Origin of the sequence: Prescottella equi, from assembly GCF_002094305.1 — a bacterium.
GTDB classification, from domain to species: Bacteria; Actinomycetota; Actinomycetes; order Mycobacteriales; family Mycobacteriaceae; genus Prescottella; species Prescottella equi.
This window is the reverse complement of the sequence record NZ_LWTX01000001.1, coordinates 906,454-922,315: the sequence shown is the minus strand read 5'-3', so window position 1 is coordinate 922,315 and position 15,862 is coordinate 906,454. Positions and strand designations below refer to the sequence as shown.

Annotated in this window: 12 protein-coding genes; 3 read left to right on the top strand and 9 right to left on the bottom strand. The window is 68.9% G+C overall.

The genetic code is table 11. The annotated features are described in order from the left end of the window. Window positions 1–129 precede the first annotated feature (129 nt). Together dnaE and rarD are read right to left on the bottom strand one after the other, a co-directional pair. Window positions 130–3,666 (bottom strand): DNA polymerase III subunit alpha, encoded by a 3,537-nt coding sequence (gene dnaE, locus A6I89_RS04465; RefSeq protein WP_022596510.1) that lies wholly within the window; start codon window positions 3,664–3,666, stop codon window positions 130–132. Window positions 3,667–3,710: 44 nt separating this feature from the next. Beyond that, a complete protein-coding gene (gene rarD / locus A6I89_RS04460; RefSeq protein ID WP_005512567.1) occupies window positions 3,711–4,643 on the bottom strand; it encodes an EamA family transporter RarD in 933 nt (310 codons plus the stop codon). Between the two features lie 73 nt (window positions 4,644–4,716). On the opposite strand from rarD, the gene A6I89_RS04455 reads away from it, so the two are divergent. Then, window positions 4,717–5,742, top strand: a complete 1,026-nt coding sequence (locus tag A6I89_RS04455) for an alpha/beta hydrolase (protein WP_022596512.1) — start codon at window positions 4,717–4,719, stop codon at window positions 5,740–5,742. Window positions 5,743–5,749: 7 nt separating this feature from the next. Here the strand turns inward: A6I89_RS04455 and A6I89_RS04450 are convergent, their stop codons facing one another. Genes A6I89_RS04450 through lspA form a run of 4 tightly spaced genes read right to left on the bottom strand, consistent with a single transcriptional unit; the run spans window position 5,750 to window position 8,645 of the window. Beyond that, window positions 5,750–6,355, bottom strand: coding sequence for a chorismate mutase (locus A6I89_RS04450; RefSeq protein ID WP_044991168.1), 606 nt, complete (start codon window positions 6,353–6,355; stop codon window positions 5,750–5,752). 58 nt (window positions 6,356–6,413) lie between these two features. Continuing rightward, window positions 6,414–7,088: a hypothetical protein gene (locus A6I89_RS04445; protein WP_005512564.1), complete on the bottom strand. Its 675-nt coding sequence runs from the start codon at window positions 7,086–7,088 to the stop codon at window positions 6,414–6,416. A 1-nt stretch (window position 7,089) separates the two neighbouring features. Next, window positions 7,090–8,016, bottom strand: coding sequence for an RluA family pseudouridine synthase (locus tag A6I89_RS04440; RefSeq protein ID WP_013416350.1), 927 nt, complete (start codon window positions 8,014–8,016; stop codon window positions 7,090–7,092). Next, complete coding sequence (gene lspA, locus A6I89_RS04435) at window positions 8,013–8,645, bottom strand: signal peptidase II (RefSeq protein ID WP_005512562.1); 633 nt, start codon at window positions 8,643–8,645, stop codon at window positions 8,013–8,015. The genes A6I89_RS04440 and lspA overlap by 4 nt, the downstream gene beginning before the upstream one ends. A 62-nt stretch (window positions 8,646–8,707) precedes the next feature. Here lspA and A6I89_RS04430 point away from each other — a divergent pair, with 62 nt between their 5' ends. Both A6I89_RS04430 and A6I89_RS04425 read left to right on the top strand, forming a co-directional pair. Beyond that, window positions 8,708–9,658 (top strand): hypothetical protein, encoded by a 951-nt coding sequence (locus A6I89_RS04430; protein ID WP_022596516.1) that lies wholly within the window; start codon window positions 8,708–8,710, stop codon window positions 9,656–9,658. After that, entirely contained in the window at window positions 9,646–10,404 is a 759-nt protein-coding gene (locus A6I89_RS04425; protein ID WP_022596518.1) for a hypothetical protein, read from the top strand. Before A6I89_RS04430 ends, A6I89_RS04425 begins: the two co-directional genes overlap by 13 nt. An 82-nt stretch (window positions 10,405–10,486) precedes the next feature. Here the strand turns inward: A6I89_RS04425 and A6I89_RS04420 are convergent, their stop codons facing one another. The 3 genes from A6I89_RS04420 to ileS form a co-directional block, all read right to left on the bottom strand. Further along, entirely contained in the window at window positions 10,487–10,975 is a 489-nt protein-coding gene (locus A6I89_RS04420; RefSeq protein ID WP_022596520.1) for a WKL family lipoprotein, read from the bottom strand. 140 nt (window positions 10,976–11,115) lie between these two features. Further along, complete coding sequence (locus tag A6I89_RS04415; protein WP_022596521.1) at window positions 11,116–12,459, bottom strand: DNA polymerase IV; 1,344 nt, start codon at window positions 12,457–12,459, stop codon at window positions 11,116–11,118. Window positions 12,460–12,522: 63 nt separating this feature from the next. Then, window positions 12,523–15,690: an isoleucine--tRNA ligase gene (ileS, locus tag A6I89_RS04410; RefSeq protein ID WP_022596522.1), complete on the bottom strand. Its 3,168-nt coding sequence runs from the start codon at window positions 15,688–15,690 to the stop codon at window positions 12,523–12,525. Between the last annotated feature and the right edge of the window lie 172 nt (window positions 15,691–15,862).

The following is a 15,862-nucleotide window of genomic DNA, read 5'->3' as shown; positions in this document are numbered from 1 at the left end:
GCCGGATCATTTCAATCGACAGGCGACGCAGTCTCGAATGCCCACGTGCGAAATGCCGTCGATACAGTCCAGCCTACGCTCCCACGCGCCGGCGGAGAGAATCGCCGAAGCGTGGACGCGGGTTCCTCGTCAGCCCGCCAGGCAGCTCGGCCCGAGCAGTGCTTTGAGGTCACCCATCAGCGACGACGACGGCTCCACCCGGAGCACCTCGTCCACCTTCCATAGTGTGGTGCCACGCGATCCGATCAGCTTGACGTGCACGTCCGCCGTCCCGGGATGCTTCGACAGCACCTGCCGCAGGGCACCGAGCTTCTCCTTGGTGCACTGGCGCACCGGCAGGCTCACCGACACCGGCTTCGCCACGCCGATCGCCGACAGATCGGGCACCGCGAGATCGTTGGCGATGAGGGACACCCGGTCGTCTCGAATCGACACCCTGGCCTTGACCAGCACGACCGAGTCCTCGACCACGTCCATGCCGTACACCGAGTACGCCTGCGGGAAGAACAGCACCTCGATGCCACCGGAGAGGTCCTCGAGCTGAGCGGACGCCCAGGTCAAGCCGTTCTTGTTGATCCTGCGGTTCACCGACGCGAGGATGCCGCCGACGGTGACCTGGGTCCCGTCCTTGATGTCTCCTTCGAGGATCACCGGGATGGACGTGTCGGACTGCGCCGCCAGCACGTGCTCGACGCCGTTGAGGGGATGACCGGAGACGTACAGGCCCAGCATCTCCCGTTCGAGGGCGAGCTTGTGCTTGGTGTCCCACTCCTCGTCTGGCACCTTGACGTTGAACACCGAGGTGATCGACTCGTCGGCGTCGTCGCCGCCGAACAGGTCGAACTGACCCATCGCTTCGGCCTTCTTGGTGCCCATGACCGCGTCGATCGCGTCGGCGTGCACCAGCATCAGACCCTTTCGTGGATGCCCGAGTGAATCGAATCCGCCTGCCTTGATGAGGGATTCGGTGACCTTCTTGGAGCAGGCGAGCGCGTCGATCTTGTTGAGGTAGTCGGAGAAGTCGGTGAAGCTGCCCTTCTCCTCGCGGGCCGCGATGATCGACCCGACCACGTTGGCGCCCACGTTGCGGACCGCACCGAGGCCGAACCGGATGTCCTCTCCGACGGACGCGAAGTCGACGCGGGATGCGTTCACGTCCGGCGGCAGCACGGTGATGCCCATCTTCCGGCAGTCCGAGAGGTACACCGCGGCCTTGTCCTTGTCGTCACCGACCGAGGTGAGCAGGCCCGCCATGTACTCGGACGGGTAGTTCGCCTTGAGGTAGGCGGTCCAGAACGAGACGAGGCCGTAGCCGGCGGCGTGCGATTTGTTGAACGCGTAGCCGGCGAACGGCAGAACCGTGTCCCACAGGGCCGTGATCGCGGCCTGGGAGAAGCCGTTGGCCTTCATTCCCTCCGCGAAACCGTCGTAGGCCTCGTCGAGGATCTCCTTCTTCTTCTTACCCATCGCTCGGCGGAGCAGGTCTGCCTGTCCGAGTGAGTAGCCGGCGACCTTCTGAGCGATCTGCATGATCTGCTCCTGGTACACGATCAGACCGAAGGTGTCGGCGAGGATCTCCTTGAGCGGCTCCTCGAGTTCCGGGTGGATCGGCTTCACGTCCTGCCGGCCGTTCTTGCGGTCGGCGTAGTCGTTGTGCGCGTTCATGCCCATCGGGCCCGGGCGGTACAGCGCCAGGACGGCGACGATGTCCTCGAAGCCGGTGGGCTGCATGCGCCGCAGCAGATCGCGCATCGCGCTGCCGTCGAGCTGGAACACGCCGAGCGTGTCGCCCCGCGCGAGCAGTTCGTACGTGGCCGGGTCCTCGAGCGGCAGCGTGTCTAGGTCGATGTCGACGCCGCGGTTGGCCTTGATGTTCTCGATCGCGTCGCCGATGACCGTGAGGTTGCGCAGACCGAGGAAGTCCATCTTGAGCAGACCGATGGCCTCGCACGACGGGTAGTCCCAGCCGGTGATGATCGCGCCGTCCTGCGCGCGCTTCCACACCGGAATCGCGTCGGTGAGCGGCTCCGACGACATGATGACCGCGCAGGCGTGTACGCCTGCGTTGCGGATCAGGCCCTCGAGGCCCTTCGCGGTCTGGTAGATCTTCGCGACGTCCGGATTGGAGTCGATGAGGGCGCGGACCTCGACGGCTTCCTTGTACCGCTCGTGCTCGGGGTCGGTGATACCCGACACCGAGATGTCCTTTGCCATGATCGGCGGCGGCAGCGCCTTGGTGATCTGGTCGGCGATGGCGAAACCGGGCTGGCCGAACTGGACTCGCGCGGAGTCCTTGATGGCGGCCTTGGTCTTGATGGTGCCGAACGTGATGACCTGCGCCACCTTGTCGCTGCCCCACTTGTCGGTGGCGTAGCGGACCATCTCGCCGCGGCGGCGATCGTCGAAGTCGATATCGATATCGGGCATCGACACGCGTTCAGGGTTGAGGAACCGCTCGAACAGCAGCCCGTGCGGGATGGGGTCGATGTTGGTGATACCCATCGCGTACGCGACGAGCGAGCCGGCCGCCGAGCCTCGACCCGGGCCCACCCGGATCCCGACCTCGCGGGCGTGGTTGATGAGGTCGCCGACCACGAGGAAGTAAGCGGGGAAGCCCATCTGGTTGATGACGCCGATCTCGTACTCGGCACGCTCGATGTACTCGCGCGGCGGCCCGGCCGGGAAACGCCGGTCGAGGCCCCGCATGACCTCCTTGTGCAGCCAGCTCGCCTGCGTCTCGCCCTCGGGCACCGGGAAGATCGGCATCCGGTCTCGGTGCTGCCACACGTCCTCGTACGGCTGCACTCGCTCGCCGATGAGCACGGAGTTGTCGCATGCGCCGGGAACCTCGGAGTCCCAGATCGCCCGCATCTCCTCGGCCGACTTGAGGTAGTAGCCGTCCCCGTCGAACTTGAAGCGAGTGGGGTCCGAGAGCGTCTTACCGGTCTGGATGCACAGCAGTGCCTCGTGGTTCTCGGCGGCGTCCTTGGTGACGTAGTGGCAGTCGTTCGTCGCGAGCGGCGGGATCCCGAGCTGTCGGCCGATCGAGAGCAGGCCCTCCCGGACGCGGCGCTCGATGGACAGCCCGTGGTCCATCAGCTCGAGGAAGAAGTTGTCCTTGCCCCAGATCTCCTGCCATTTCGCGGCGGCCTCGAGCGCCTCGCGGTCGTGGCCGAGCCGCAACCGGGTCTGGATCTCGCCCGACGGGCAGCCGGTGGTGGCGATGATGCCCTCGGCGTGGGTGGCGATCAGCTCCTCGTCCATGCGCGGCCACTTGCCGAGCTGGCCCTCGATCGACGCGAGCGACGACAGCTTGAACAGGTTCCGCAGACCGGTCGAGTTCTCGGCGACCATCGTCATGTGGGTGTACGCGCCGCTGCCGGAGACGTCGTCCGACTTCTGGCTCGGGTCGCCCCACAGCACGCGCTTGGTGTTGAACCGCGACTCGGGCGCGACGTACGCCTCGATGCCGATGATCGGCTTGATGCCGTGCTTCTTGGCCGAGTTGTAGAACTCGCTGGCGCCGTACATGTTGCCGTGGTCGGTCATGCCGACCGCGGTCATGCCGAGGCGTTCGGCTTCCTTGAACAGCGGGCCGACTTTTGCCGCACCGTCGAGCATCGAGTACTCGGTGTGGTTGTGCAGGTGAACGAACGAGTCAGCCACGCGTGCCTCTCTGTAATTCGGTAGATCCCAGGCAAGCCCAGAGTCTATGCCCTGTCACCGACGGTCTCGGGCAGCCGTGACCCGGCCCTGCGCGTCCGCCGTGCACGAGCCAGTGCGTCCGTGGTGAATACCACCAGGGCGACCCAGATCAGGGCGAATCCGACCCACCTCGACGGTGGCATCACCTCGTGCATCACGACCACTCCCCACACCATCTGCAGCGCCGGGGTCAGGTACTGCAACAGGCCCAGCGTCGTGAGGGGAATGCGCTGCGCGGCGAGGCCGAACAGCAACAGAGGCGCCGCCGTGACCGGTCCGGCCGCGACGAGCAGCAGGCTGTGGCCCACGCCGTTACCGAGGAACGACCCGGTGCCGGAGACCAGGAGAACGACGAGGTAGACGATCGCGAACGGCGCCGCGACCAGACCCTCGGCCGTCAGACTCGTGCGCGGATCCAGCGGGACCACCTTCTTGACGACCCCGTACAGCGCGAACGACAGCGCCAGAGTCAGTGCGACGACCGGTGGCCGGCCGTAGTCGACGGTGATGATCACCACGGCGATCGCTGCCAGGACCAGTGCCGCGATCTGGGCGGCACGGATCTTCTCGCGGAAGACGAGCACCCCGATCAGCACGCTGACGAGCGGGTTGACGAAATAGCCGAGAGCGGCCTCGACGACATTGCCGGAGACGACCGCGTAGATGTAGACGCCCCAGTTGACGGCGATCGCGACGGTGGCCGCCGTCACGAGCCCCCACGTCCTCGCGGACAGGCCGCGCAGCGATCCCAGCTTGCCGAGGACGAGCAGGACGGCGAGCATCAGCAGGACTGTCCACACCATCCGGTGCGCCAGCACCTCGAGGGAACCGGCGGGGTCGAGGAGACCGAAGAAGATCGGGAACATTCCCCAGATCAGGTACGCGCCGAACCCGGCCGCCAGTCCGGTGGAATCCTCGGTTCTACCCTGCGGTGTCACGTATGCCGACGATAGCCCTCCGGCTACTGTGACTCGTCACACGCCGAATCCCCCGAGCCAGGAGGACTGCACCTTGACGATCGGTGACCGGACGCTCCGACGGATCCTGGGCGCGGCCGGCCTGCTCGCCGGCAGCGTCGTCGCGTTCGCCGCCGGCCCGTGGCCCGGGGCGCTGGTCGTGCGCACCGTGTTCGGCCGGGACGCGCGCAGGACGACGGAAGCCCTGCGCAAGCACGCTCCCGGAGGAGTCGCGTCGATCACCGCGCAGCGGTACCGGGCGGGCGACGACGACGCCCACCTCGACGTGTACTTCCCCGCCGAATCGGGAGGCGCCACGCACGCCCTGCCCACGGTGATCTGGACCCACGGCGGCGCCTGGATCTCGGGGCACCGGACGAACTGCGCGACCTACTACGAGCTCATCGCCGCGGCGGGCTTCACCGTCGTCTCGCTCGACTACTCCCTCGGACCGCGCCACCGGTACCCGACGGCCGTCGAGCAGTTGCGCGACGCCCACGCCTACATCCTCGCGAATGCCGAACGCCTGCACGTCGATCCGGACCGAATCGTCCTGGCCGGTGACTCGGCCGGCGCCCAGTTGACGAGCCAGCTCGCGACGATGGCCACCGACGCCGCCTACGCCCGCGCGATCGGGATCGAGTCGGCGCTGCGACCCGAGCAACTGCGCGGCGTCGTCCTCAACTGCGGCATCTACGAGGTGACCGACATGGTCGGCGGCCCCGGCATCCTGGGCTGGGGCACCTCCGAGTCGATCTGGGCCTACACCGGCACCAAAGACGTCGCGAACTCGCGCGCCGTCGCCGAGATGTCGACGCTGCGCCACGTCACTGCGGACTTTCCGCCTACCTACATCTCGGGCGGCAATGCGGACGGGCTCACCGAGAAGCAGTCGAAGGCGCTCGCGGTGAAGCTCACCGATCTCGGCGTCGACGTGACGACCCTCTTCTACCCGGACGACCACGAACCGCCGCTGGCACACGAGTACCAGTTCGACCTCGACAACGCCGACGGCCGGCACGCACTGGATCGGACGATCGAGTTCCTGCGAAAGCACACCGGCGACGCCCCGGTGGACTGACGAGCCGTCAGCCGGAGACCGCGCCGCACACCGACCGCAGCGCCCGCACCAGACCGGCCTGATGCAGCACGTCCGGTCGCTGCGCGCCGACGACTTCGGCCGCACCGGCGACGAGGTCCGACAGGCACCGCGGATCGGCCAGTACGTCCTTCTCCTCACCGGTCCGCGTCACGATCTCGGCGTTCAGGCGATCCAGCACAGGCCGCACCGCTGCGAGGTCGGGCCGCGGCTCGGGCACCGCCTGTGGCACGACGTCCCAGTACGCGAACAGGCCGCGCTGCACGTCCTTGCTCGCCTCGATCTGATCGCGGAAGATCTGCGTGACCCGGGCCGGGTCGAGGCCCTGGCCCCGCGCCTGCTCGGCGACCGCACGGAGCACATCGGCCTCGCGTGCCGGGTCGTCGATCGGCTTGCCGGTCCCCCACTTGGCCGCCGCGACCGCATCGGCGATCGCCAGGCGTTCGGAGAGCGCGGAGATCAACGGGACCAGGTCCGAGCTCGGCGCCGCCGACGACGACTCGGCCGCAGCCGTCGCCGTCCCCACCGACGACATTGCGGCACCTACGGCGAGCACCACCGTCAACGCTCGTATCGACACGGATTTCCTCGGCATTGCGACATTGTGCCGCCGCCCCCACGCGGGTGGTCGGATTCGACCGAGGGCGGGCGCGTCAGCCGAGGGCGGGCACCGGGCCGTCGTCCGGCCCCGGAACGACAGAGGTGGACTGCGTCGGCAGCAGTGGGTTGACCGAGAACGCCCCCGCGATCGCGTCGGCGGGCAGGGCCTCCACCGCCCGCACCCCCGGGACCGCCGCGAGCGCGCGCAACCGGTCCAGCGAGCCCCGCACCGTCGCGCCCACGACGCACGCACAGTCCGCGGACAATCGGCTCGCCGAGTAGGCCGCGATCTGGGCACCGCGATCGTTCCCGACGGCTCCGGCCTGTAGACGTGCCGCCGCGACCGACGGCGCGCGGTGCACCGCGACATCGTTGGCGGGGACCGGTACCGCGACGATCGGTGTCTGGACTCGGTCGACAGGGACCCGGAAGAGCACCTGGGACACCCGCACGTCCGGCGTGTCGGTGAGCAACTGCGAGGTTGTCACCGGGGCGTCGAACGACACCAGCGCCCACCGTGGCCCGGCGTCGGCGGAGTCCGCGGCAGAGGCGTCGGTGAGCGAGGCGGCGGCCCGCGCCAGGTACTCCGCGACCAGTTCACCCGATTCGGGACCGAGTGCATCGGTCCCGACACGCCCCGGCTGCGGCGGATTCGCCACCCCCAGGCCCACCACGACAGCCGCCAGCGCGACCGTCGCGGCGACGGCCGGCCACGTGCGCGAACTCATCTCACGCGCCCCGCAGGACTCCGAGCGCGTGCTGCAGGTCCTTCGGGTAGTCGCTCGTGATCTCGACCCAGTGCCCGTCGGCCGGATGCGCGAATCCCAGCGAGCGGGCATGTAGCCACTGCCGCTCCAGTCCCAGCCGCTCCGCCAGGCGCGGGTCGGCACCGTACGTGAGGTCACCGCAGCACGGGTGGCGCAGCGCCGAGAAGTGGACACGGATCTGGTGCGTGCGGCCCGTCTCGAGGTGGATGTCGAGCAGACTGGCCGCCTGGAACGCCTCGACCGTGTCGTAGTGCGTAACGCTGGGCTTGCCGTCCGCCGTCACCGCGAACTTCCAGTCGTTGCTGCGGTGGCGACCGATGGGCGCGTCGATCGTGCCGCTGCTCGGATCCGGGTGTCCCTGCACCAGTGCGTGATACCGCTTGTCGATGGTGCGCTGCTTGAAGGCGCGCTTGAGGACGGTGTAGGCGCGCTCGGACGTCGCCACGACCATCACGCCGGACGTGCCGACGTCGAGGCGGTGCACGATGCCCTGGCGCTCGTGCGCACCCGACGTCGAGATGCGGAACCCGGCGGCCGCGAGGCCACCGATCACCGTCGGCCCGGTCCAGCCGACGCTCGCGTGCGCCGCGACACCCACAGGCTTGTCGACCGCGACGATGTCGTCGTCGGCGTAGAGGATCTCCATGCCCTCCACCGGCTCGGCCTCGATGGTGAGCGGGCGAGGCGGCTCGGGCAACTCCACCTCGAGCCAGGTGCCGGCCGAGAGCCGATCCGACTTTCCGGCGGCGGCGCCGTCGACCAGCACCGCGCCCTCCTCGGTGAGGGTGGCCACGGCGGTCCGCGAAAGCCCGAGGAGTCGCGCGAGGCCGGCGTCGACCCGCATGCCGTCGAGCCCGTCGGGCACCGGCATCGATCGTGTCTCCCTCATTCCGCATCTCCCTTCCGCGAGACCTTGTCGCCACTGGGTTCGATGCCGAACAACGTAAGCGCAACCAACAGGACGGCGCCGCAGACGATCGACGAGTCCGCGACGTTGAAGACCGGCCACCAGCCGACCGAGACGAAGTCCACGACGTGACCCTGGAGCGGACCCGGCGAACGGAATATCCGGTCGATCAGGTTGCCCAGCGCACCGCCGAGAACGAGACCGAGGCCCAGGGCCCACCACGGCGAGCGCAGGGTCCGCCCGATCCGGATGACACCGATCACGACACCGACCGCGACGAGCGTCAACAGCCAGGTCATTCCCGTCGCCATCGAGAACGCGGCACCGGGATTGCGGATGAGGGTCAGGGTGACCGTGTCGCCGATGATGCGGACCGGATCCCTCGGGTCGATCAACGCGACCGCCAACACCTTCGTCAGCAGGTCCAGCGCAAGCACGACGACCGCGATGACCACGAGCATCCGCATGCGCCGAGGGCGTGCCGCCACGGTGCCGGAGCCGGAATCTGCGGGCGGCACGGAGGCGTCACCGGGGTCGGGGACGGGTGGATCGGGAATCGGTTCACCTTTCACGGCGGCGTCGTCGCTGTCGGTGCGGTCGTCACTCACCACGCCATCATCCCTTACGCGGGAGACAGACCGGTCATGCCACCCGCGCCGACTAACCTGTTGGCGTGCCAGTTGCGTCGAAAGTCTTCCGTTCGGGAACCGCGGTCGTCGCGGCCACCCTCTCCCTCACTCTCCTCGCCGCGTGCGGCAACGGCGGCGAGGCTGCGCCCGTGAGCCCCGACGCGGTCGGGGCCGCCTCCGACGAGGTCACCGTGCCGGTGACGGCCGCGACGACCGAGATCGTCGACGCCGGCGCCGAACCGCGATCGGTGGTCCGGTTCCGGCCCGCGCAGGGCACGCGCCAGGAAGCACAGCTGGTCACGACTGCGACGGTGATGCAGCAGATCGACGAGCAGGCCGTCCAGGACGTCTCGACGCCCGCCCTGACCATGCCGCTGACCGCACTCGTCACGCAGGGCGCATCCGACAGCACACCGGCGACGACCGTGGACCTCACGCTCGGCGACCTGAGCACACCCGACCCGGACGTCGACGAGGTACTCGCCCCGGCGACCGGCTCGCACGCGGGGTTCACGATGAACCTGTCCGGCGCCGTCACCGCACTGCGCCTGCGCCCCGACCCCGACGCCCAGAACAAGGCGCGGGCCATGATCGAGCAGGCGTTCTACCAGGCGGTGTATCGCACGGTCGCGTTCCCGGAACAAGCGATCGGCGTGGGCGCCGAGTGGAGGATCCGCCAGCAGGTGATGGGCGCGATCGCCGTCGACCAGGTGACGACCGCCAAGCTGGTCGCACGGGACGGCGACCGTCTCACCATCGACGTGCAGGTGGAGCAGACGCCCACCACGGCGCTCTTCCAGCTGCCCAACGGGGCCGGGGCGCTGGACGTCGACTCCTTCGCCCTCCGTGGGTCCGGCAACGTGGTGGTCGACCTGAGCGTGCCGCTGCCGGTCGCCGGATCGATCACCGCCGAGGGCAGCCAGTCCTTCAGCGATCCGACCGACACGATGCACCTGCGCCAGACCACGAGCGAGCGGGTCGAATGGAACAGCTGACGCGCGTGGTCGTCACGGCCGCTGCCATCGCGCTGGCCGGCGGGCTGGTGGCATGCGGATCGTCCGACCCGGAACCCGGATCGTCGACCGACGCCTCGCCGTCGGCGCCGTCGGATCTCGGTCCGGCCGTGACCGCGCCCGCTGCGCCCGGCGCGGGTCCGATCACCGACCCGGCCGCGCTGCGGGCCGCGCTTCTCGCCGCCCCCGACCTACCGGTGGGGTTCGTCGCACTAGCCGCCGCCGGGAGCCCGGACGAGACGACCGGCGCCGGCACTGCGCCGCCGACGACCAACCCCACCCGGTGCGCGAACGTGCTCGACACGGTCGCCCGCCAGGCTCGCGGTGCGGTCGCCGACGCCGAGTCGAACTTCTCCGGGCCCGACTTCACGAGTATCGACATCGATGCCGCGAGCTACCCGGGAAGCGGTGCGGCCGAAGCTTTCTCGACGATCCAGGCCACGGCGCGGCAGTGCACCACCTACTCCGGCACCGACGGCGAGGGCGTCGGGGTCGACTACCGCGTCGAACCGCTCGCGACTCCCGCTGTCGGTGACGCGTCCACGGGAATCCGGCTGATCACCACGAGCGACGGATTCTCCCTGGTATCCGACGCCGTGCTCACGGTCGTGGACTCGACCGTCGTACAGGTGGTCGCGACGGGACCCGAACCGATCGACGCCGGGGTTCTCGCGGGCCTCGCCCGCAGTTCCGCCGAGCGGATCCACGCGGCGGCGCCGACGCGCTGAGCCCGGAACCGACCGGGACCGAACACGCCGATGCCGTCGTCACCCGGGGTGACGACGGCATCGGTGCAGGGACAGTGAGCGCTTACGCGGGGCAGGCCGGCGAGGAGAGCTGAGCCATGGTGACGAGCTGGCAGGCGTAAGACTTCGACATCTTCCAGACGCCGTCCTCGGCGACGAAGTCGACCGTGGCCGGGTTGTTCTGGCCGTTGATGACGAGCTCCACACCGGCGGTGACGGTGTCGTCACCGGTGGGGGTCACGTCGACGACGTTGATCGTGGCGCCGGCATCCTTGGCGGCCTTGGCGACCTGGTTGATCAGCTCGGGATCGGCCTCGGCGCCCTGGACGAGCTGCGCCTTCTGCTCGACCGGCACGCTCTCGTCGAATGCGGTGGCCAGAGCGGCGTTGAGCTCGGCGGCCGTCGGCGGTGCGAGCGTCGGCGTGGCCGCCGCGGTCGTCGTGGTCTGCTGCGCCGTGGTGCGCTCGGTGCTTCCGCTGTCGTCCGAGCAGGCCGTCATGGTCAGAGCAGCGGCGATCGCCACACCAGCGATGGTCATCTTCCGGAGCTTCAAGTGCTTGTCCTTTACATTCTCGGTCGAACACATTCTCGGGTCGAACACGATTCGGGTTTGGCCGGGATGCGGACGACGATAACCGCCCACCCCAGCTGTCACGTACGTTCACAGCAACAATACCGGCGGTGAGGACGACCTCACGCCAGGCTGTCGATCACGTCCGCGACGACCAGATCACAATCGGTGTCATCGAATGTACGTGACGGCCCCCGCCCCGTGCTGCGCGTCTCGAACCGGACCGTCACCACACCGTGGCCCGCGCCCTGCACCCAGCCGTGCCCGTACTCCGGGTGCGAGACGTCCATGCCGGGCCGCCAGCGGACCGTCGTGTCGGAGACGTCCTCGGCGATGGCGTCGGCCTCGGCTACGTCGTCCTCGGCGGGCACTGCCTGATCGAGCTCCGGGAACAGCGAACCCTGGCTCACCGCCGACAGGCCCCCGAACCCCACTCCGACGAGGCGGATCGGACCGAGCTCGAGCGGATCGATCACCTGCCGTTGCGCTGTCGCGGTGAGGATCTGCAGATCGGTGGTCGCGTACGGCAGCGTGAGCGATCTCGTGACGATGCTCATGTCCGACTTACGGAGCTTGAGCACGACGGTGCGGGCAGCGCGCCCGTCCCGGTCCAGGCGACGGTGCGCGGCCGCGGCGCTCGCGTCCACCGCACGGCGCAGCCCGGCCAGCGTGACGATGTCCTCGGCGTACGTGGTCTCGGCACTGACCTGCTTGGCGTCGGCGCGTTCGGCGACCGGCCTGTCGTCGATCCCCCGGGCGAGCCGGTGCAGGCTCGGCCCGATCGTTCCGCCGAGCACCGACACCACTTCGGCGTCGGGAAGCGCGGCGAGAGCGCCGATCGTGTCGATGCCGAGCCGCTTGAGTTTCTCCTCCGCCACGGGCCCCACCCCCCACAGCTTGCGCACCGGCAGCGCACTCATCAACTGCTGCTGGACATCCGGGGACACGACGGTGACGCCGTTGGGCTTGGCGAGCCCCGACGCGATCTTGGCCACCTGCTTACCGGCGCCGGCGCCGATGGACGCGACCAGTCCGGTCTCGGCCAGCACGAGGGCCCGCAACTCCTCGCAGTAGCGTTCCACCTCCGCCTTGCCCACGCCCGCCAACTCGGCCGGCTCACCGAACGCCTCGTCCATCGAAAGCTGTTCCAGCACCGGCATCCTCACGCGCAGCGCATCGAATACCTGACGGCTGACGTGCCCGTACAGGGAACCGCGCGGCGGCAGCACGACAGCGGCGGGGCCGACCAACCGTCGCGCCTGGTGCATCGGCATCGCCGAATGCGCCCCGAACACCCGAGCCTCGTAGCTGGCACCGGCCACCACTCCCCGACCGCCCAGCCCGCCCACGAGGACCGGACGGCCGCGCAACGTGGGACGGGTCAGTTGCTCGACGGACGCGAAGAACGCGTCCATGTCGAGGTGCAGGACCCACCGGCGGCTGCGGGTGGGGTCGGCGGAAACCATGTCTGAAAACTACGCCGGGCGGACGACAGGAACTTCGTCGTCCGCCCGGGGCGCCTCGTCCGGTCAGGCCTTGACGATCACGGCGCGCACACCCTCGCCGAGATCGACGACCGCGTCTCCGCTGACGGCGCCGAGCTCGAGCGACGTCGCGAGGATCTCCCCCGCGATCAGCTCGCGGTGCCGAGCGGCCCACTCCAGCCGGTCCGCCGGGACCTCCAGCGTGACCGAGATGCGGTCGGAGACGTCGAGTCCCGCGCTGCGGCGGGCGTCCTGCAACTCGCGGATGCGATCCTTGGCCCAGCCCTCGGCCTCGAGCTCCTCGGTCACCCGCGAGTCCAGCACGACCAGGCCGGCGCCGTCCGGCAGTGCCGCCGTCGACTCGGGCTCCGCCGCGACCAGACGCTGGGTGTACTCGGACGGCAGCAGGTCGATGCCCGCGGCGCTGACGACGCCGTCGGTCTCGGTCCAGTCGCCGGCCTTGACCGCCTTGATGACGGTCTGCACGTCCTTGCCCAGACGCGGACCCGCGGCGCGCGCGTTGACGACGAGCTCGAAGCGGCCGTGCACGTCCACGTCGTCGGTGAGGTCGACCTTCTTGACGTTGACCTCGTCGGCGATCAGACCCAGGTACGGCCGCATCTTCTCGGCGTCCGGCGCCGCGACCGTCACCTCGGGCAGCGGCAGGCGCACGCGCAGGTTCTGTGCCTTGCGCAGTCCGAGCACCGTCGAGCAGACGCTACGGACGTCGTCCATCGCGGCGACCAGCTCGGCGTCGGCCGGCAGCTCGGTCTCGGTCGGCCAGTCGGTCAGGTGCACCGACCGCCCACCGGTCAGCCCGCGCCAGATCACCTCGGACGCCATGGGCAGCAGCGGCGCCGCGAGCCGGGTGACCACCTCGAGCACGGTGTGCAGCGTGTCGATCGCGTCGCGGTCCTCGTCCCAGAACCGGCTGCGCGAGCGGCGCACGTACCAGTTGGTGAGCGCGTCGCAGAACGTGCGCAGCTCGTCACACGCTCCAGCGATGTCGGTCACGTCGAGCGCCTCGGTGATCGCGTTCCGCGTGGCCGCCAGCTTGGCGAGGATGTACTTGTCGAGCACGTTCGGCGAATCGGTGCGCCACTGGCCGGGCTTGGACGCGTACAGCTGCAGGAAGCTCCACGCATTCCACAGCGGCAGCAATGCCTGGCGGACACCCTCACGGATGCCCTGTTCGGTGACGACCAGGTTGCCGCCGCGCAGGATCGGCGACGACATCAGGAACCACCGCATGGCGTCCGAGCCGTCGCGGTCGAAGACCTCCTTGACGTCCGGGTAGTTGCCCTTGGACTTGCTCATCTTGAGACCGTCGTCGCCGAGGACGATGCCGTGCGCCGCAACGCATTTGAAAGCCGGGCGGTCGAACAGCGCGGTCGCCAACACGTGCAGCGTGTAGAACCAGCCGCGGGTCTGGCCGTTGTACTCGACGATGAAGTCGCCCGGGTAGTGCGAGTCGAACCAGTCCCGGTTCTCGAACGGGTAGTGCACCTGCGCGTACGGCATCGAGCCCGACTCGAACCAGCAGTCCAGCACCTCGGGCACGCGACGCATCATCGACTTGCCGGTCGGGTCGTCCGGGTTGGGGCGGACCAGCTCGTCGATCATCGGCCGGTGCAGGTCGGTCGGGCGGACACCGAAGTCCGCCTCCAGTTGGTCGAGCGAACCGTAGACGTCGACTCGCGGGTACGACGGATCGTCCGACACCCACACCGGGATCGGGCTGCCCCAGTAGCGGTTACGGCTGATGTTCCAGTCCCGGGCGCCCTTGAGCCACTTGCCGAACTGGCCGTCGCGGATGTGCTCCGGCACCCAGGTGATCTCCTGGTTGAGTTCGACCATGCGATCGCGGAACTTGGTGACGGCCACGAACCACGACGGCACCGCCATGTAGATCAGCGGCTGGCCCGAACGCCAACTGTGCGGGTACGAGTGCTCGATCGTCTCGTGCCGCAGCAGCTTCCCGGCGGCCTTGAGGTCCTTGATGATGACCGGGTTCGCGTCGAAAACCTGCAGGCCCTCGTACGGCGGGACCATCGAGGTGAACTTGCCGCCCGGATCCAGCGGCTGCACGATCTCGATGCCGTTGGCCGTCGCGCACTCCATGTCCTCTTCACCGAATGCCGGCGCGAGGTGCACCACGCCGGTACCGGAGTCGGTGGTGACGTAGTCGGCGGACAGCACGCGGTGCGCTTCCTCGTGTCCCTTGCCGGGGCCGTGGAAGAAGTCGAACGGGGGAACGTACTTCAGCCCCACCAGGTCGCGGCCCTTGTACTCGCCGAGCACCTCGGGCGCCTCACCGAGTTCGCGCGCGTAGTGCCCCACCCGCGCGGCGGCCAGCACGTAACGCTTGCCCGCGCCTTCAGACCCTGCCGCCCGCACGTGCACGTAGTCGACATCCGGATGGACCGCGATCGCGAGGTTGGACGGCAGCGTCCACGGCGTGGTGGTCCAGATCAATGCGTTCGCGCCGTCGAGCGGCGAGCCGGGCGCGGTGAGCAGCATGTCGACGGTGACCGCGGGGTCCTGACGCATCTTGTAGGCGTCGTCGAGCCGGGTCTCCTGGTTCGACAGCGGCGTCTGCTCGTACCAGCTGTACGGCAGGACGCGGAAGCCCTGGTAGATCAGGCCCTTGTCGTACAACTCCTTGAAGGCCCACATGACGGACTCCATGAAGTCCAGATCGAGGGTCTTGTAGTCGTTGTCGAAGTCGACCCAGCGGGCCTGACGGGTGACGTAGTCACGCCACTCGTCGGTGTAGCGCAGGACGGACTGCTTGCAGTAGGCGTTGAACTCGGCGAGGCCCATCGCGTCGATCTGCGACTTGTCCTTGATACCGAGCTGCTTCTCCGCCTCGAGCTCGGCGGGCAGGCCGTGGCAGTCCCAGCCGAAACGGCGGTCGACCTTCTTGCCACGCATGGTCTGGAAACGCGGGACGACGTCCTTGACGTAACCGGTGAGCAGGTGCCCGTAGTGCGGCAGGCCGTTGGCGAACGGCGGGCCGTCGTAGAAGACGAAATCCTCGGCACCGTCGCGATTCTCGATGCTGGCGCGGAAGGTGTCGTCCGCCGCCCAGGCCGCGAGCACCTTCTGCTCGAGGTCCGGGAAGGAGACGGATCCGGTGGCGCGTCCGCCGACGATGTCGACGCGCGGGTACCCGTCGTTCGTCCGGGGAGAGGTGGATTCGTTACTGGTCACCGTTTGGCTCCTCGTGCCCTACTACCGGCACGGGGACGACGACGGCGCCCTGTGCGCCGTGACCGCGGTACCACCCCGCTTGCCCGCCGCGCGGACGCGGCGAACCTCTCGACTTCGGGCTGTGACGGGCCCACCCGTTCGGTTCTAGTGAGCCGGAACCCGGTGGCGCTTG

What these genes read in the sequence shown, in the direction of transcription:
- A6I89_RS04445 (WP_005512564.1), bottom strand. Translation starts at nt 7,088, where the DNA reads ATGAGTTCGCGCACGTGGCCGGCCGTCGCCGCGACGGTCGCGCTGGCG.
- A6I89_RS04450 (WP_044991168.1), bottom strand. Translation starts at nt 6,355, where the DNA reads ATGCCGAGGAAATCCGTGTCGATACGAGCGTTGACGGTGGTGCTCGCC.
- A6I89_RS04440 (WP_013416350.1), bottom strand. Translation starts at nt 8,016, where the DNA reads ATGAGGGAGACACGATCGATGCCGGTGCCCGACGGGCTCGACGGCATG.
- A6I89_RS04415 (WP_022596521.1), bottom strand. Translation starts at nt 12,459, where the DNA reads ATGGTTTCCGCCGACCCCACCCGCAGCCGCCGGTGGGTCCTGCACCTC.
- A6I89_RS04425 (WP_022596518.1), top strand. Translation starts at nt 9,646, where the DNA reads ATGGAACAGCTGACGCGCGTGGTCGTCACGGCCGCTGCCATCGCGCTG.